Source organism: Criblamydia sequanensis CRIB-18, assembly GCF_000750955.1.
Classification (GTDB): Bacteria; Chlamydiota; Chlamydiia; order Chlamydiales; family Criblamydiaceae; genus Criblamydia; species Criblamydia sequanensis.
This window is the reverse complement of the sequence record NZ_CCEJ010000001.1, coordinates 84,696-104,986: the sequence shown is the minus strand read 5'-3', so window position 1 is coordinate 104,986 and position 20,291 is coordinate 84,696. Positions and strand designations below refer to the sequence as shown.

6 protein-coding genes are annotated in these 20,291 nt (G+C 37.2%); 4 read left to right on the top strand and 2 right to left on the bottom strand.

What is annotated here, in order from left to right; all coding sequences use genetic code 11:
• Window positions 1-13 precede the first annotated feature (13 nt).
• Both efp and epmA read left to right on the top strand, forming a co-directional pair.
• A complete protein-coding gene (efp, locus tag CSEC_RS00335) occupies window positions 14-586 on the top strand; it encodes an elongation factor P (protein ID WP_041016432.1) in 573 nt (190 codons plus the stop codon).
• Window positions 558-1,508: an EF-P lysine aminoacylase EpmA gene (epmA, locus tag CSEC_RS00330; RefSeq protein ID WP_041016431.1), complete on the top strand. Its 951-nt coding sequence runs from the start codon at window positions 558-560 to the stop codon at window positions 1,506-1,508. Before efp ends, epmA begins: the two co-directional genes overlap by 29 nt.
• A 4-nt stretch (window positions 1,509-1,512) precedes the next feature.
• On the opposite strand, the gene CSEC_RS00325 is transcribed toward epmA, so the two are convergent.
• Together CSEC_RS00325 and nqrF are read right to left on the bottom strand one after the other, a co-directional pair.
• The gene (locus CSEC_RS00325; protein ID WP_041016430.1) at window positions 1,513-3,144 is read right to left on the bottom strand and encodes an NAD+ synthase; all 1,632 of its coding nucleotides are present in this window, start codon (window positions 3,142-3,144) and stop codon (window positions 1,513-1,515) included.
• A gap of 48 nt (window positions 3,145-3,192) precedes the next feature.
• Window positions 3,193-4,512 carry an NADH:ubiquinone reductase (Na(+)-transporting) subunit F gene (nqrF, locus tag CSEC_RS00320; protein WP_079977913.1) on the bottom strand — a complete coding sequence of 440 codons (1,320 nt, stop codon included), beginning with the start codon at window positions 4,510-4,512 and terminating at the stop codon, window positions 3,193-3,195.
• Window positions 4,513-4,796: 284 nt separating this feature from the next.
• On the opposite strand from nqrF, the gene CSEC_RS00315 reads away from it, so the two are divergent.
• Window positions 4,797-9,815 (top strand): YML083C domain-containing protein, encoded by a 5,019-nt coding sequence (locus CSEC_RS00315; protein WP_041016429.1) that lies wholly within the window; start codon window positions 4,797-4,799, stop codon window positions 9,813-9,815.
• A 1,835-nt stretch (window positions 9,816-11,650) separates the two neighbouring features.
• A complete protein-coding gene (locus CSEC_RS00305) occupies window positions 11,651-20,263 on the top strand; it encodes a hypothetical protein (RefSeq protein WP_041016427.1) in 8,613 nt (2,870 codons plus the stop codon).
• The last annotated feature ends 28 nt before the right edge of the window (window positions 20,264-20,291 follow it).

Genomic DNA, 20,291 nt, shown 5'->3' with positions numbered 1-20,291 from the left:
AACAGGTTTTCCCATGCCTCAAATTTCAACTAGTGAATTTCGAAGCGGCGTTAAACTCGAAATTGACAATCAACCTTACGTCGTCATCACAAATGAGTTTGTCAAACCCGGTAAAGGTCAAGCATTCAACCGCGTAAGATTAAAAAATCTTTTAACGGCCCGTGTAGTTGAACTTACCTTCAAATCAGGTGATAAAGCAGATCTTGCAGACGTTGAAGAAAAGAAAATGCGAATGCTTTATGAAGAAGCTGATGGCATTGTTTTTATGGATGACGATTCTTATGAACAAGTCACTATTTCAAATGAAAATATCGGCGACAACAAGCAATGGCTAAAAGAAGATGTAGCCTATAGCGTCCTAATCTACAAAGGAACTCCGGTAGCTGTTGAGCCGCCCACTTTTATGGAGCTTGTCATTACAGAAACAGATCCGGGCATCCGTGGCAACACAGCCTCGGGGAGAGTCTTGAAACCGGCACTTTTAGAAACAGGCGCAAAAATTCAAGTTCCTATTTTTATCGAACAAGGCGAAAAAATAAAAGTGGACACAAGAACAAATGAATACGTTTCCCGTGTCAACGAATAAAAAAATAGAAGCTTTATATGATCGCGGGAAAATGCTAAGAGCAGCCCGCGATTTTTTTTATCAAAGAAATATTGTTGAAGTGGACTGCCCTATTTTAACCGAGTTTGCAGCGCTTGATTCCAATATTGATTTAATGCGGACAGAAGAGTTGCGTTTTCTTCATAGCTCTCCGGAATATGGAATGAAACGTCTTCTAACCGAAGGAATTGGCGATATTTTCCAGCTTTCCCATGTCTTTCGTAAAGGAGAGATGGGAAGCCGGCATAATCCTGAATTCATGATGGCAGAATGGTATCGCCAATCTTTTCTTATGGAAGAAATGATCGATGAAACTGCCGACTTTATTAGGATTTTTTTAGGAGACTTACCCTTAACTAAAATAGGCTATCGTGAAGCTTTCATAAGGTTAGTTAATTTCGATCCCAAAACAGATTCGTTAGAAAAGCTTAAGTCAATCTTAAAAAGCAGAAATGCCGAGTTTGAAGGCATGGAATCCGCCGGCTCTGACACCCTTTTGCAGTTTGCTGTCCTAACCTTAATTGAGCCCCAATTTGAAGAAAATAAGCTAACCGCTTTAATTCACTTCCCTTCCTCTCAAGCTGCTCTTTCGCAAAAATTCACTCAAGACGGATATTCGGTTTCAAAAAGATTTGAAATTTATTATGGAAACCTAGAGCTTGCAAACGGCTATCAAGAACTATCAAACCCTATAGAACAAGAAGAGCGTTTCATCCTTGAGAATAAAGAAAGGCAAGAAAAAGGATTGGAGCCGCTACCCTATGATTTGAAATTGATTCAGGCTTTAAAGAAAGGGCTTCCCCCATGTTCAGGTGTGGCTTGCGGCTTTGATAGATTAATGATGATTCGGCATAGCACTCATTCCATTAAAGACATCCTACCCTTTGCTTGGCATGAAGCCTAAGGAATTATCGCCATTTTTGAACGATTGGAAACTCTCGCCCAACTGAAAAAGCTTTTTCGCTGACCCTTAAGCCTGGAGGGCTTTGACGCCTTTTATATTCATTTCTATGTATTCGAGTGGTTAAGTCCATAACAAGCTCCAAAGGATAGCCATACATTATTGCTATATCCTCTTCGCTTTTATGATGCTCTACATAAGCTTCCAAAATATTGTCTATGATCTCATAATCAGGAAGGCTATCGCTATCTTTCTGATTCTCTTTAAGTTCGGCAGAAGGGGGTCTTGTTAAAGTCCTGATCGGGATAATAGGGCCATGTTTATTTATAAAAAAGGAAAGCTCATAAACTTCTCTTTTACTGACATCCGAGAGGACAGCGATCCCTCCGCAAAGATCGCCGTAAAGAGTCGAATATCCAAGGGCAAGCTCGCTTTTATTACCTGTGCTTAGCAGAATCAAGCCAAACTTATTAGAAAGCGCCATTAATATATTGCCACGGATTCTAGCTTGTAAATTCTCTTCTGTCACATCTGCCGGCTTTCCCTCAAAGAAAGGATGAAGAAGCTTTAGAAAGGATTGAAAGGGCTCTTCAATTGAAATAACCTGGTAGCTAATATTCAAGTTTTTTGCAAGAGCTTCAGAATCTTCTTTGGAAGCCTTGGATGAATATCTTGAAGGCATAAAAACGCCGAGGACATTTTCTTCGCCTAGAGCTTCTTTGGCAATGCAAGCCACAAGGGCTGAGTCAATCCCCCCCGATAACCCTAAAACTGCTTTTTTAAAGCCCGATTTTGTAAAATAATCTCTTAAGCCAAGTACTAAAGCCTGATAGAGATCCTCAAGCTTAGGGGGTTCTTTAACCTCTATAATCTGATTTTCTTGACTATCAAAAGTGGCAAGGTCTTCTTGAAACCCTTTTGCCATGCCAATTAGCTCGCCTTTTGCATTAACAGCAAGGCTTCTGCCTTCAAAAATCAAGCTATCATTGCCGCCCACCTGATTGCAAAGATAAGAAGGGGCCTTTAAAGCAAGAGCCGATTTTCGCAAGACATCAAGTCTCTTTTTAAATTTCATTAAGCTAAAAGGAGAGGCCGAAAGATTGAGGTGGTAATCGATCTTTTCTTTTTTGTAGTCAAGGATTGGATCTACCGGGTAGGAAAAATCCATACACCCCGCATTTTGCCAAATGTCTTCGCAGATAGTTACGGCTATTTTCTTTCCGCTTATTAACCATACCTTTCTCTCTCTTGCAGGCTCAAAATACCTTAGCTCATCAAACACATCATAGGTTGGTAAAAGGGTTTTGTCTTGAAAACCGAGGATTTCCCCATCGACACATATACAAGCGCTATTTACAAGCATCTTACCGGTTGAATAGGGACTTTCCCTTACAACTCCAATAATCGCTGCAATCCCTTTTGTATGCGCTACAATGCTTTCAAGGCCTTCTTTTACTTTTTTTATAAAATGTGCGAGGGATAAGAAATCAGCCGGCGGGTAGCCTGTCAAAGCCATTTCCGGGAATAAAACAATATCGGCCTTAGCATCTTTTGCTTTTTTAATTCCGGCTAAGATTTTATTTCGATTCTCTTTTAGAGCTCCAACTGTCGGATTCATTTGACAAAGAGAAATACGCATACGTCCTTTTCCGCTAAAAAACTAAAAAAATGAAGCTTTTATTCAGATTTAGCTTCCAAAATCATCAAGGACAATATTTTCTCTTGAAACCCCATAGTCGTCAAGCAGTTTCATGACACTCGAGTTATGAAGCGGAGGACCGCAAACGTAATATAAACAGTCTTCAGGAGCTTCCATTTTCTTTAATTGACCCTGTTCGAAAGCTCTGAACAAGAAATTTGTTCTTATGGGATCTTCTTTCGGCCATCCGGCTTCTATATCTTCAGCCAAAGGTTCTGAAAGAACAAGATTGTATTGGAAATTCGGGAAATCCTGAGCTAATTTGCGGTAATCTTCCTCATAGATGTTCTCTTTTAAAGATCTCGCTCCGTACCATAAAGAGAGTTTCCTTTTTGTCTTCTCGGTTCTAAAAAGATGCATGATATGGCTTCTTCCAAAAGATGAACCGGCGCCGCCTATTAAAAAGATAAGTTCCCGATCATCATTTTTCATAAGAGACTCGCCAAATGGACCGAGCAGGTTAATTTTATCCCCGGGCTTTAAAGAAAAAGTCCAGGTGGAACAAATTCCCCAAGGGATCGCTTCATTAATTTTTCCTTGAACAAAAGGAGGCGTTGCAATCCTTATGTTGAATTTAAGAATATTTCCTTCCTCCGGGTAAGAGGCCATGGAATAGGCTCTAATAACAGAAGCGTCTCCTGTCGGAAGAGAGGAAAAATCAATTGGAATTCCAAATAATTTGAATTTTTCCCAATCAGGCCAATATTTCTTCTCCATAGTCTGCTTCCAATCCTCGGTATTGGTTTTGAAAGGAGGGACTTTGAACTGGAAATACTCCCCTGACTTATAGGAAACATCAATTGTTTTTGGCACTTCGACAATTAATTCTTTGATAAAAGTCGCTACATTTTCATTACTAACCACGGTGGCTTCAATTTCACTAATGCTAAGACAGCTAGGTTCGACTAAAATGTCTAGATCCCCATGCATCTTAGTTTGGCAAGAAAGCCGCCAACCTTCTTTTAATTGTTTTTTTGTAAAAGTCCCTTTATCTGTTTCTATAGGCTCACCTGCGCCCTTGATAATTTGGACACGGCATTGTTTGCAAGTAGCCTTGCCTCCGCAGGGAGATGGAATAGGGATGCCGGACGAAGTTAAAGCATTAAGAAGGGTTTGTCCGCCTTTAGTTACTTTGGTTAAGGAATCGTCATGGTTAATGCGTATCGTACAAGCATCTTGTGAAACGAACTTAGCCTTTGTAAACAAAATAATTGAAGTCAGTAAGACCCCTATAACTAGAAAAGCGGCAATAGCAAAAAGAGTTAGAACAGGGTCAATTCCAAATAATGCTAAAGGGAAAAACAACATAGGCGCACTCTCTTTCAATCTCGAGATAGTTCCTGATTTATAGTGGTTCTTGCATTTCACTTCAACTTTTAACAAATTTCTTCTCTATAAAAAAAGGCAAACCGTAGAATTAAATTTTTTTTTAACCATAATTTTAAAAAAATCTTTTCTTAATCACTGCAAAAAACATCAATTTTTATTTATACTAAAATTTCAAATATTTATATTAAACTATATTTTTTTTTGACTTAAGTCTTTAATTACTTTATTATTTTTGTTCATTAATAATCAAAAGTGTATATTTTATGAATTTCCCATCAAAAGAGTTTGATTCTCCTATTTTTCAAAACAACTCTCTAAGTGTAGGAGCTTTGGACCAAAGTTCAACAAGCGCTCCTTCCTTGAAGACGACGCCTTATGTGGAGACAGGAGTAAAAGTCGATGATGCTTCTTTACAAATTTTGATGAGTCAGGAAACAACAATTGCCAATATAAGCAAACCTTCAAATCAATTCATCCCGGTAAATGAATTGGAAAGCATCATGGAAGAATTGCAAAGTGTGGAAAAAGGAGAAAAGGAAAAAGAAAAAACAGATGAAAACGAAATAACTTACAATCTTGATTTTATTGAATCAGATCCCATCGATTTACCGGAAGGACTTGACATCTCTTTTGTACCGGAAGAAAAAGGGCCTATCGGTCAAATAGATTTCGATTTATCTTTGCTAATCAGTCTATCTGAATTCGAGAAAGCCTATTTACATCTTCAGACCTTGAAGAAAAATAGTTCTGAAAACTACCCTGCAAGCGTGAACTTTTTTTTCCAAGAGCTTAGCAAGTCACATTCTCAAGCAAAAAACCATTATTATAGAAAAAATTTTAATTCTGCGATAGATTCTCTTCCTTCTTTTGAAAATTTAAAATGGAATGAGCTGGAACCGTGGCTTTATTTTCTAATTCTAAAAAATTACAAAATTAAAATTGAGTCTCTCATAGGTCTTGAGCGCTTTGAAGAAGCTCAAAAAAGCATTGAAGAAAAAATTAAACAGTTCCCTAACATTCTTTATCTTCAATCCTATTTATGCAATGTTTTATACAAAAATAGTCTTTACGAAAAGACAATCGAAGCTGCTGAGAACATACTTTCACACTATTCATCCGAAGATAATCCCGATAAACAAACCCGAGATTGTCTCTCCCATGCTCATATGATGATCGGTAAATCCAAATTACGTTTAAATCATAACTTGGAAGACTTGGAGATTCAAATTCCAAAGCTTCATGAGCACTTTAAGGCAATGTTAGAATATCATCCTAACGATCCCTTCAACCGAAAAAATTACATTGATTTTACTATTCGGATAACGCGGGAGCCGGCAGCATTCCTTGAACGTATCGCCCCCGTAATGCAAACAAATTGCATTGGAACAGCTTACGAAATTGCACGAAAGTTAATGTCTCTAGAAAAACTTGAGCCTTTGTACGCTTTTCTAAAAAAGTATAAGGAAGCCATACTCAACACAGAGCATCTCACCATCCTTTATAAACTTTTAAGACTTTGTTTAAAAAAATCTGAAGCCAAAGATATTTTTTCTTTAGATATAACCACCGTGAATCTTACCTCAACCCCAACTGAAATCGTCCTAGGCCTAACCCACTGCCTTGAGAATAAAAGGTACTTTTACCTTTTAGACAAAGCGCTTCCCCCTTTTAAAGCGGCTGCAACTGGGAAGCAAAACAATACCCTTGCAAATACGCTAGAAATTATCGAATGCGAAAGCCTTCTTCTCTCGGGTTTTGATAAAATCCTCTCTAATAAATTTTGGACTAACCAAGCAATTTTTAAAAACACAGGAAAATCGTTAAACAATCTAGATTCTGAAATCTTCAGCACTTTCATGCTTGGAATTTCAAATTTCGTTCTTGCTGAAAAATGCATTCTTTCCAAGGAATCCTCAAGCGTCCTTAAAAACATAGTGGGCGCAATGAAACGCTATCAATCGGGCTTGATCAAAAAAGAGCAATTGCCTCAAGTGAATGCGGCCTTAGAGAAATCGATTCTAACTCCGGTTGAAGAACTGGCCATGGCTTATTTTTTAAGAGAAACAGGCCAGCAAGCTTTATACCTCAGTTATCTTAATAAAATTTTGATAAATGATCCGACAAATACCTATCTTACCATCCTGGCTGCCAAAAACACCTCTCTCTCAACCCCCCTTGTGAGAGCAAAAGCGTGGCTGTCCGGCATTCATAAAGTAAAAAATCCTTCTCAATTAGCATTTGAGGGACTTGAAGATTTATTATGCTTGCCAATACAAGATTCGATGATGACGATTGTTAAATTTTTGTTTTTAGCTTTATCTCTTCCAAGCATTGAAGAAAATTTAGCAGCCACTATTTTAAAAGCTAAAAAAGCAATTGAACCTTATGGGTTTGTAATAAATTTAAGCCCGCTACCTTCTATTGCCAAGAGGAAACCCTTTGAAGAAGTACCCTATGACAAGTCGAAATATCTTGGATTTTTAATCAATTCGATTAGAAGCCATTCCAGTGACTACATGACCTTTACTTATGTATTTCATTTACTTCCAACCGAGTATGAAATTAGGCTTTTAAGAGATGTGATTACAAAAGAACATCTTCAATATTTTAATACCGTTCGTGAAGAAATAGATAAGGCATCTAAAAAATCCTCTAGTGAAGCCGACCAATATATTGCAAAGAATTTGTACTCTGAAGCTTTAAAACTTATTGCCCATTGCCCTTGCGATCCTTCTTTTGGAAAAACTTATGAAACCATCTTAGAACAAAAGATTTCTATACATCTCAAGCTTAAAAATTATGGTGAAGCTTTAAAATCTTGTATATTGGGAATTGCAAGGAACCCATCAAGTTCATTCTTTAATCTAAGACTAGCTCACATTTATTTGGTTAAAAAAGAATTCAAAAAATCTCAATACCATTATGAATTTTACCTAAGGAATTCAGACCCTAAGACTCATACTCATACAACCTATTATGAACTTGCCTTAGCAATAAATCATCAAGGCAAGCCCCCTTTCGAGGTGGCGGAGGCGTTACTTAAAGCCATTGAAAAAAATCCTAGCGCCTCCCTTCTCTCTTATGCTTTTCTTTTTAACAATATTCTCGATAAAGTAAAGGGAGCTGAGACAGAAATCATACAAAAATTACCTGAGTGCTTTTTAACTACTTTCTTTTTAGCGAACTACCATTACAAAAACCGGAATTATAGCGAAGCCTATCGAGCGTGTGCTCAGGCATGGGCCGAGTGGGTTCCCGGTATAATAGACCCTGATCTTCTATCCACGCTTGCTTGGACTTATTTACGCTCTTCGTTAGAAGTTCATGTATATTCTCAGACGGTTCGTTATTGGATAGAGGAAAACAAAAAAGACCCCAATTCTCTTAAATCCATTTTATTTGAACTTCAGTTTGCAAATATAAAAGAAGATCCTCTTTTAATAATGGCAGCTATTGAGAAGTTCATGACGGTTTTCAGTAAAACGCCTTATCTTACAAAAGAAATAAAGTCCAACCTAAACTATTTATATGCTAAAGCCTCCTTCTTTATGGGAAAGCTAAACGATGCAGAAAAACATCTATTAATTTCCAAAAAAAATGCCGTCACTCCATTTAAAGTCATCGTTTATTTAATGAGGAAAAATTTTAAAGCTGCAAAGCAAGAACTTCAAAAAATCCCAGAGAATACTTTTTTACATCTCTTGTGCCGCTTATTTGAGGATTCTCAGTTTAAGGTTTTACCGGAAGATTGCTTTGAACGTTTAGAAAAGGCTCTTTTGGAGCAAAGACATCTAGAGTATCACATTGTTTATGCCCATTTTCTTTTAGAAGTAAATGAGTTGACAAGGCTTTTTAATTTTTTAAAAACATCTGTCAAAATTACCAAGCCTACCTCAAGTAGCTTCCTATATTTGATTTCTTCAGAAGCCTATGTAAAAAAATCCGATCTCAAATCAGCTTTGTTTTATCTATCTGAGGGTCTTAAACACTCTCCCGACAAAAAAATTCTTTTTCTTAAGATGGTCTCTTTATTGATGGAAAATCTTTCTATTTTAGAATACGAAACCTTTTGTTTCTATTGCAACGAACTTTCTAACTTTAAAGAAAAGGGATTGCCCCTGGAAAATTTTTCGGCTTGGCATGTCCAGCAAGTAATTACAGATTTAAAGCTAAAGCAGATAGAGCATGCTATAATTTCACAAACTGCAATAAAGCCAATCTCAAACCCTATAAGCTCCCTTCAAACACAGCAACCCTCAACTAGCCTACAGGCTCGAATATCGCCGCAGGTAACACCCTCTAGCTTGCAGCATCCTTCTCCTGGCTCAGAATCCCTTAGGAAGCCAACAGTTGGTTCTCAAGCGGCGCCAATTACCATACCGGAAGGAAAACAACCGGATCCAATCGATCCATTCCAACAAATGGGAGAGAGGCTTTCTCTCTTTAATCAACAGGTATCAGCTAACATTAGGCTACTATCAGCTAAGCTTGGAATCCAGAGTCCCCAGGCTCAAAGGAATATATTGCCTTTACAAACATCTTACACGAATGTAAACAAGACGCCTTTTGTTCCAACTCTACCGGTAAAAAAAGCGGTCTCTGAAATAGCGCCTTCGCAGCCGGAGGTTTCCCATCAGGTGTTTGGTGAATCAAGAGGCCAAAATGATATTCCGAAAGTTCTACAACCAAGAAAAAGGGTTTCACCCCCTTCCCAAATGGAAAAAAAGCCAATCATCCCGGCCCATGCCCCTATTCAACAGCCAAGAGCCTTGCTTGCGAAACCTTCCCCAATGGAACAAAAGCCAATCATCCCGGCCCATGCCCCTATCCTGCAGCCAAGAGCCTCGCTTGCGAAACCTTCCCCAGTGGAACAAAAGCCAATCATCCCGGCCCATGCCCCTATCCTGCAGCCAAGAGCCTCGCTTGCGAAACCTTCCCCAGTGGAACAAAAGCCAATCATCCCGGCCCATGCCCCTATCCTGCAGCCAAGAGCCTCGCTTGCGAAACCTTCCCCAGTGGAACAAAAGCCAATCATCCCGGCCGATGCCCCTATCCTACAATCATCCCGGCCCATGCCCCTATCCTGCAGCCAAGAGCCTCGCTTGCGAAACCTTCCCCAGTGGAACAAAAGCCAATCATCCCGGCCCATGCCCCTATCCTGCAGCCAAGAGCCTCGCTTGCGAAACCTTCCCCAGTGGAACAAAAGCCAATCATCCCGGCCCATGCCCCTATCCTGCAGTCTCAAAATTCTTCATTGCTTCTTGGAGAAGATAAGCCATTAACCCCTAATAACCTTTTAACCCATCCAACTAAAAAAAGACCTGCGGAAGAAAAAACGCTTTTATCTCAGGAAAAAGAAAGGCCTTCAAAGAAAAGGGCTTCCCCCTCTTTAGATGCTGTTTCAAAAGAACTTCTTAAAGGTGAAAGCGATCAAAAAGAGGATAGAGCGAGAGACCTTGCAGAATTCGAACCCAAGGCTCAAGAGGCAACTATCTTAAATGAAGAAATTTTAGAAGACGGAACCTTTGTACAAATTCAAAAGATTGAAAGTCCAAAACCAAAAATCCAGGACGCTGCAAAAGCCCCTCTTACTGACTTAAATAACCAGTCTTCCGGAAATCAAATAACCACTTCGGTTTCCCTATTCCCTGGAAAAAGAAAATCGCCGCCAACACCGCCTCAAGATAAAGCCGGGTTAAAAAGTGGAAAGCCTCCAAAAAAATTAAAAGGCTTAAACGAAAGCGAGATTCCAACGCCGCCTCAATCGATTGATAACTTAAGAAGCCCAACTCCTCCAAATATGGATAGGCAGAATCACATTAAGTTAGAAGGTCAGGAAATCATCGAAAAATTAACACCGCCTCAAGCACTTGATCTAAATGAAGCTGCCATGTCTCCAAATAACTTCAAGGAACGCTTAAAACGGCTTTCCCTGGATACAGAAAAGCGCATGAGCCTGCTCTCACCAAATATCCAATGGACCTATAGTGAAGTTAAAGATCTCTCATCCGATGAAATATTCAACAGATGGGAACCCTTTGACTCCCAAAAAAAGATTGTGGATTTTGCTTATGGCTCTGCTTTCGAAAGCTGGGAGCCTACAGATATTAGATCAACAAGCGGATTATTATTTGATAGCTCAAATGAGCTTGAACATCTTAAAGGAGAGATATTCTCTAAAGTTGCAGCAGTTGTTGCTCTAAAAGAAAAGCGTAATTCTAATAGAGTCTCTTCAGCTGCCGCAAAAGAAATAGCCGATCTTGAAAAAGAGCTTCACGAAAGTCAAGAAAATGAAACACAGGGAGATGAAAAAATAGATCTCCTATCCTTAAAAGAAAAACTAAAGAGCCTTAAATCTTCCTTTGAAAAAGAGATGTCTACTCTTGAAAAAGAGATATTAGAAGGTGAAAAGGAATGTGCCTCCTTAAGAGAAGCTCTGCTAAAAAAATTCACTCAGTATCTTCTTGAAAGTACAGCGGACTTTAAATCAGATATTTATTATTCCGCTCGAGGTCAAAACTATTTGTTACATAAAAAAGCTCTCTACCTTAACTCATTTAACGATTTTTTAATTTGTCTTAAAGAGCATAAGAAATGGGCTCTGAAAAGTAATCAAGAAGAAACTATTTTTCCTCTTCTGAAAGAATTGCAACGGCAAGCCAAATTGTGCCTTTTAGACTTTTATAAGGAACTGCCTCGCTATCTATCCGGGCACGGCATCATCAAACATGGATCAAGTGAATTTTATAAGTTGCTTTATAAAGTTCTTAAAAAAAGCGTTATTTTTGGTGAAAAAGAAGCAGAAAACAATAATTTCCAAATTCTAAAAGAACTCCAAAAACTCCTCGAAATAGTTGAAACTATCAAATGTTTTGAAGATGGAAAATTAACTAAAATGAAATTATTTATTCGAGAGCAATTTATCAAATGCTATGAAGAATAACTATTCAATCAACTAAATTAAATTGTTTTTACCAAACTTTTACATCGATAGTAATATTAATTACTAAAAAATTAAAAATTATTTTTTTTATTCAGTTGTTATATTTGACTTTTTTTATAAAAAATTTATAATTTTTGTTTACTATTTTTTTAAATTTTATGTTGAGCAAGTATTATGGAAGCCTCTTTAAATTCTCCTATAGCAAGTAAGGCGGGATTTGAAAATTTAACTATTTTTTCAATAGAAGGAGAAGAAGCCGGCAGCTTAGGAGGATCACGAAATCGAGTTCCCACATACGAAATTACAAACCATCTCGCAACCTCGCTCTTTGAAGATTCTGATGAAAATGATCTGGATAGATTATTAAAAGAATGTCAGGACTTGAACGCAAAAAGCGAAGCCTCAAAAAGTTACCTTTCTTTGTTCAATTATGAAACTAATTTTTCAAATATAATTAATAACCGCGAGTATGCAAAAGCTTCAGAATTAATTACTTTTCTTAGACGAGAACTTCCAGGCTTTGATGAAGATGCTTTGATTAAACAGTTCGTTTTTGAATTAAAGAAACATATCACAGAATTGTATGAAAGAATTGAGGCAAAAGACGTTTCAAAATACTCTGAACTTTTTTCAGTTGCAAATTGGCAAACCTGGGAGGATCTAAATCCATCCCTTCTTCCCTTTGCGGAATGTTTTCAAGTTTTGGATTGCACTATTAAAAAAAAACAAATACCGGCAGAACTTGCGGAAAAGTATAAGAGTCATGCTTATTTTCTTTTTGAAATTTTGAAAAAACGGGTTTTAGTTAATAATTTCAATGGCATTCAAAATGAAATTCAACTTTTTTTAGATAGTTTTTCTGAAACAAGAGAAGACCCTCTAAATTTAAATCATATCTCTAAAAATAGACTTATCGCCCTTAAAATCATCTGCGCTCATCGAACAAAAAATTCTTTTACTAATGAAGAAGTCATAGAATTGGAAAAAGAATATTCCTCTCACCTTAATATTGTTAGATTCCCCCTGTTTACGAGTCACTACTACTCTTTTTTAATTGAACATAATTTGATTGAAAAATTGCTAACACAGTTTAAAGAAAAAAAAATAAAAGAGGATCAACTTCCAGATATATTAAATACCCTCTACCTTCATAAACGGTGGGATGTTTTTTTAACCCTTCACAATGACTATCAATCTGATTTAATTGATTACTCTCCCTCATTGTTATATAAATTTTATTATCTATTAAACATCGCCCATCAAAAATTAAGCAACAATATACCCTTTGACCCCTCTATTTTAGACAATCCAATCTTAGCTTTGATCGCAGAAGCTGCTATTACTGTTTATGATAGAAATGATGCCTCCATGCAAAAAATGGAAGAGAAGCTTATTAGCTTTGCCGGGACTTTAAGCCTACTAGATTTTGAAAAAGGTCAAAATTTTGAAGCCTTTGCGTATGACTTTCTCTACAGGAGATTGCTTGCTCTTGGCAAAGTTGGAATCGCTTTTGAGGAGATGGAAAAGAGACATCTTTCCGGTAAACTATTATCACCAAAAACTTTTGTAATCTTGGGTCTCCTAAACCATGTGCGTAACTCAAATCTTCTATGGGCTGTTTTAAAATTGCCTCCTGCAAGTTTTCTATATCAACTGTCTGTTACCCTTATTAACTTTTCGAAAACCCGCAAAGAATCTCGTTTGAACTTGGAACATCTAGACAAGCTTTTTTATGCCGATGAATCTTATGATTATGGAACAAGCCTTGTTTATTTAAATGCCTTAACCATAATTGGCGGCTTTCTAAGTAATGACGAAGACAAAGAATTAAAATCTGAGATATCGCAAAGAGCCATCGCTCTAGCAAGAAAGCTCTTGAGAGAATACCCATCATCCCAAGAAATTTATTTCTTATTAATGATTAATTATTTAGGAAATTACATTGATTTTTTACCTGATATTGTCGAAGAAGCTCTCTATTTCGTCTCAGATAAATTAACCTTCATAAGTAAATGCTTAAACCTCCTTTACAAACATCAAAGTCAAAGCCATTACCCAAGTCCTGCTATCCGCACTTGTATCTTTAAAATGTTGCTCGCAGCCTACAGCTTTGACCCGATGCCAAAACGAGCCTATGATCTTGTAGCAACTTACTCGAAACTTACTCAAAATCTTCTTTCTAAGCCGTATCACTTCAACTTAAGCACCAAAGAGGTCGACTTTACGGAAAAAACATGCTACGAATGGAATCATGTGCAATACCTGACAGGTTTGGCTAAATTTTCATATCAATTTTTAACGGCCAACAATTTTATCCAAAGCACTCTCCTAATTCCAAAAAAATTCCCCTTTCAGGTTCCTTCGGAAGTAGAGCAAAGTTTATTATATTTAAATAATCGCTCAGAACAGTTTCTTGAAAATAAACTTAAGGAACTTTTGATTAAACATAATGAAAATAACCCGCTTCATTTAATATCCATTGCAGAAGAACTCCCCTTCTTCACTAACTTTAAAGACTACTCTGTAAAAGCTTTGTCTTTAAAGATTGCCGCGCAAATAAGTCTTATGCACTTTGATAATGCGAGAAGAAGTCTTAAAACCTTAAGGGACCTTGAAACCTTGTCGAACTTTCATTTACTCGGTGAAGAGATCTCCCATAAAGACTGTAAATCTCTAGACACCTCTTATCATTTACTATCTGGCGATCTCTATTATCAGGAAGGGAAATTTGAAGACGCCCTTCATCACTATGACCGTCTTTTAAAATATCAATCATATTTAGAAGCAAATAGTTTATTCAAAATCGCTCATTCAAAATTGAAGTCTCGTCCGAGCGACCCCACTATCGCCGAAGATTTGCTTAAAGTCATTCTAAAGGATAACTCTCATCTCCCAGCTTATGATTTGCTAAGGACGTTTTTAGAAGCAAATAATAAAGCAGAAGTTGTGGATGTTATAGCAAGAGTGCCGAGAACCCATGAATATTATTATGCCGCAATTACTTTCTATGCTTTAAAAAAAGATTACCAAGAAGTAGTTAGGCATTCCCTCGAATTTGAATCAATGGTTGAAAATATAGCCGGAAAGGAGCATTACGCCTTTTTAATCGGAGAATTTTATTACAAGTCGCTTGTCAAGCTTGACAAGGTTAACGAGATTTTTGAAGAGAGAAAGGAGAAAGCTCCTTATACCCCTAAAAACCTCGACCCCTTTTTTGAACTTCATTACTGGCTCAATTTAGATAAGGGAGATAATGTCCTAGAAATTATAAGGGTTTACAAGCAAAAGAACCCGCTAACTTGCCGCAACCAATTCTTAATGGAGCTTTTCAATATTGTTATTGCAAAATGCTGCTTTTTTGCTGGCCAAATTACCAAGGCGCAAAAGGCTTTAGAAAAGATTTCAAATGAGTGGTCTGCTCTTTTTAATTTCATGATGTCTCTTCTTTCTTCGGATTTTGATAAAGCAATGCGTTTGCAAAGCGCCCATCCTTATGTTGACCCCAAAAAACTGATTCTAACTTTTTGGAAAACTCAAGCAGATTCGAAAGCCTTTACAACCATGCAAGAACCTCACAAGCTAGTTGAAAACTATAAAAAAATAATCCTTTCCGATCCTTCGATGGATACTATTGAACATCATTATCTATTCATCTCTTTTTTAAAAAAACTTAATCCAACTAATCTTATTTTTGAATCCGTTAAAGATTATCTCGCCCGCTCTCAAAGGGTCAAAGAGCCGAAAGATGTCTTTTTCTTGATCAACGTAATTGATTGTCTCATCTTATGGAACCTTGAAGGAAGTCTTAGGTTGGGCTTCTACTTTTTAGAAAAGTGTCCAAAAAAGGAACTTATTTTTAAAAAAATAGTCACTATCATTGGAATGCTTCAAAGCCGCCAGTTAAGATTTTCACTCGACCCTTATATAAAAAATATCTTTAAATATAATTTAGGCTTTCCGGCCGAAAATTACTCTCAAAAAAGGGCAGAGCTTCGATTAGCGTCACTTAAAAATCCAGCATCGCAGCCACCTTTTTTGCTTCCGAATTCTTTAGCGCCTCAATTCACAGGCGGAAATGGAATACCAACCACCATTGAACCTGCTTCCTATCCAAGAAACCCTCAAGATGCAAAAGCCCCTGTTTTTCTAGACCTAACCATCGAGGACGCAGACTCCAAACTAGCTTCGAAGCCAAGCAACCCTATAACTGTTTCTACAAGTGCTTTTATGAGGGAAATGGAGAAAAAGGCAGCTTCTATGCCTCCTATAGGAGGGCCATTCATCGCAGAAACTCATTCAGCTAGACAGCAAGAAATTAGAAATGCGCCCCTCGAGCCCACTCACATACCGATTGGGTTTACGATTCCAAACCCAGCGTTCCAACCTAACCCACCCATTTTCCAACCTGTTGGAAGAGCCACCTATTCAGAGTCCTTTTCGCTATCCACTCAAAATGTAATTATCCCCTCGTCTATCCAAGGGGCCCAGCCGATGGAAACGGCTACTTATTCAGAGTCCTTTTCGCTATCCACTCAAAATGTAATTATCCCCTCGTCTATCCAAGGGGCCCAGCCGATGGAAACGGCTACTTATTCAGAGTCCTTTTCGCTATCCACTCAAAATGTAATTATCCCCTCATCTATCCAGGGGGCCCAGCCGATGGAAACGGGACCTGATGAAACAAATGAAAAGTCATTAGATATACCTGAAGAACTTTTCCAAACGTCATTTGATGCGACAAGTGAAGGCGCTAAAATAGAATTATATAATTTAGATGACTTTGAGCTCGAAACCTTAGGGAGCGGCCTTTTAGCTGAAGGGCAAGAACGAATCTCAAGGGCAAGTGATATGCCAGAAGAAAAGTCCTTTCTTCCTAAGCAAGAAGTCTACCCGAATCTTGAACTCTTTGATTCTTTAAGTGAAAGCGATAAAGAGTTAGCAGGCTTGCTTGAAATCCATTCTTTTAAGCATCTCTCAATAAGTAGTGAAGAAGATAACAGCTTCCCAAATTCCCGCATCGAGCTCTACCGCTTATATGAGAGCTTGTCTAATGAAGGTAAAGCTTGTCTTGCATCCACTTTAAAAATGACCTGCCAACAATTTAATAGCTGGCTAGAAAATGATAGGGTTCCCTTCATAAAATCTTCTCTTGAGAAGCAAAATGGAGTATTTGCTTTTTCTTATCACTCAAAACCTATCGGTGAGCTTCTCTATGCGATAGTTTTAGAATTAAATAAAAATCAAGTTGAAGCTAATAACGCCATTATAGAACGTACTTTTTTCTATTTTATTTCCCATATTTTAAGGGTAACTAAAGCCTCAAATGGCTATTGCTACGGAGTGAATAATAAAAAAGCTATTCAAGGTCTAAATCCAAAATTATGGTCGTTGATTGAGAAAGCAGGAGAAATAAATGCCTCTCGATTCCCTCCAAAAGAAAAAAGGATCCTCGCAGTTATTGCTTTAACTTATAAAAATTTGCTAAGTGAACTTCTTTCTCACTTTACAAGTAATATTAAATCTTTTTTTAGTACCGAATCTTACGACTCGAGTGTTCTTCATTCAAGGGGAATAGATGTCTCTTTTATCTATAAACAAAAAGACGGGATATATGCCTATTATTCATGTTTTTTATTTGATTCTAATGGATTTCCGCTATCCACCTTTGGTCCTTCAAAACTAAACTTTAGCAGTTTTTCAAACTATTCGCTACCCGTTCCGCATCTTGGCAAAGCGCAGTTTGAAAAAGGACAGCTCTCCAAGCTTGCGGATTATTTGATTACGGGAAGGGATTTTCCAAAAATTCTCTTTGTTTTTTCAAATAAACGAACTTTGACATCCGCCGCCAATTATATTGATGAAAGACTCTGTTTTCCGTACCTAGAGAGTTTTTCAAGCAACACAGGACAAACCACAAGAGAGGTCGCATCTCTTCTATATAGTGCCGAATCTAAAGGATGGCTTTTAACCGACCTAAAATACAGAAGCTACATGGAAAACCCTCCAAAAAACCCTAAAAGCATATCCCTCGAAAGGCAAGCACCATCGACAAGTTACATTAGAAAAGTCAGCCAAACCGCTTTATCAAAAAAATATGAGCCGACTGCAGAAATGCCTCTTGAGGCAAAACTTCTAAAAACTTCCAATGTTTTGGAAAACAATCATAAAAGAAAAGCGGAAGCTCTAAAGAAACCGGCTTCATTGCAAAAAGGGAAAGAAAAAGAAACCCTTAATCTTTTAAGTATAGAAGAAGGTGTTTTAGAATTTAAAAAACTATTTAAAAGTATAAAGAAAAACAACCTTATTTCATTTGAAAAAGTTCGTGATATTTCCTATCTCTTGCGGGAATACATAGAAAATCAGATGGATTCCAATCTTCCGATAGTTCTATATCCCAGAAGTTCCGACTCGGAAGATGCTCTCATCTTAGACCTATTAATCCATCCCATCAGAGGGAAAAAGTGGCGCATCCTGTATCGCACAGAGTCTGCCAATTGTCAGGAAACCGCCGATTATTTTAAAGATGCTATTCTTGCTAAAAAGCTTGAGCACTTCGAGTCAAGTTTTGCAAGCATTGAAAAACAGATACGACATAATCAGCATACGACCGCCCGGAAAAGATGTGTCACCCTAAACTATATTCTGAGCGTAATCCTGGATCAAGCCCGAATGAAAGCTGCTAAAACTCGTTTTGAGGGCATTTTTGTTAATAAAGTTAGGAGAATCTCACAAAAACTATCTTTAATTAGTCAAACGCATAGCTTTAAATTATATAATATATCCAATGTTAATGATCTTTTTTCGGAAGAGCGTAAAGCATTCTTAAGTCAATTTATAAAACCCTTAAAAGTCTTTCTATTAACCTCTCCGGAAGATTTAGTATCAGCAAGAGATCCTAAAGCTCCTTTATTTGTCTCGGATGTAGAAAATCATGCTTTACATTCCGACGCGAAAGACCTAATGGCTATCTTTAATGCTAATAATTTTACCATCTACAAACATAAGACGCTCTACTTTCAATCCACTACGAGTTTGCAAGTAGACTTCCTCATAGATTTGCTTTTCAAAAATGCTTATTTTACCTCCCTTTTTCCGCCATCAAAAGAGCTTCCTAAAATACTTAATGAGATGAGACAAAAGGTTTGCTTAAGCGCTAAACAGATTGAACACTCCTCTCATGAAGAAACAAAAAATCAAGCTTACCAATGCTTAAAACAGTGGTTTTTCTTGCAGTGCGAATTTATTTTAAAAATTAGAAGTTCTTTTTTCGACTTTAATAAAGACTCTCGCTCTTTTACAAGTTTAATCCTTTCGCTTATAAATGAGGAAGCAACTCAAGAAAGCGTTCTCAATCTAATCAAGAACTTTTTAAGAGAGCAAAAAGTCTCTAATGGCGCAGGAATTGCATTCTTAGAAGAAGTGAACAAAGATTCAAATTTCTATCAAGAGTTCCAATCTCTTCTCAAAGAACATATTGAGTCAGAACCTTTAGAAGGCCCCCGCTTTCCGGGAAGATGGTTTTTAAAAGAAGAAGAAAGGCTAAAAAGACCTCTTCCCATAAGAACGATTCGAGACGAAGGATTGAAAGAATTCTTACTTTCAAATAATACAGGCTTTGACTCTTATTTCGAGAAAAATTGGGAAAGTCCTTCCAGAATAAAAGCGGCAAGCTACGCTGAAATTGCTGAATTAGAACGAGCTAAGCGAACAAAAAGACAATCGAAGCTTTTTAGAAGAGATGCGGATGAAGAGCCTCCAATCTTTCCTTCAAGCGGCTTTTTTCCTACATGGTCTCAAAACAGTTTTCAAAGTTCTACTGAAGGACTCGAAAACCCTATTTTTTATCAGAAAAACCAAGAAATATTTAATACGACAGAATTTCTTCGTTTGGCAGAAGAAGAGCTTCAAGCTAAAAAGGAAAAATATAGGCATTTGCTGGAAGAAAAAGAAAAAAAAGAGAGTCAAAGTTCGCATAAGTCAAATTCGCCTAAAGAGGGAGGCGAGACTATTGAACTCACGGAAAAAGAAGCGGAGTCAGCAAATCTTCTAAAATCAATATTTGATAATTTAAAAGATACTGCCGAGGAAATCTACCTTCTCACAAAAACTGTGGAGGAGGTTAAATTTTCTTTGTACACTCTAAAAGCCGATCTCTCTCTTTTTAATTTAAACTGCCGCATTTTAAAATTTAACTCTTTTTTAAGAGAAGAATCTTTAGGGATTCCTGAGTTAAAGTCACTAAAAGAAAAAATTATCGATACAATTAACGAGTGCTTCATCTACCTTTCAAACCAGTATTCCTGGCTTCAGATCCATCACTATAATGTTTATCAAAGATCGCCTGACGATAAGCCAAGCCTTTCTTATCCTGAACTTCAACTTTCTTTTGAAAATCAAAAACTGGCTTTTAGAGAATCCGTAATGGATCTTTTTTCCATTTTTCCCTCAAGTCTCGCCTATGAAGAAAGAGACATCCCCCCCCTGAATACTTCTTATTATTTATTTTTCATAGACACTTTGACAGATTCTTTACTTCGCCACTTTGAAAAATTAAATCAACTTAGAGAACAAGAAAATAAATGTGAAGAAAAAGATCCGGCAAAGATTTTCTTAGTGGGTCAAATAGAAATAAGAAAAGCTCTTTGTGCAGCAAACTTTAAGGAATTAGATTTTTACTTCGCTCGTTGGAAAAGACTCTATAAAGAAGAACCTGAAAAGCTTAATGAGATTCAAGTTTATTTTGATAAAGCTCAAGAAGCAATGAAGGCGTTATTTACGGGGTATTAACTCAAATTAATACTCTATTTTATTTAAA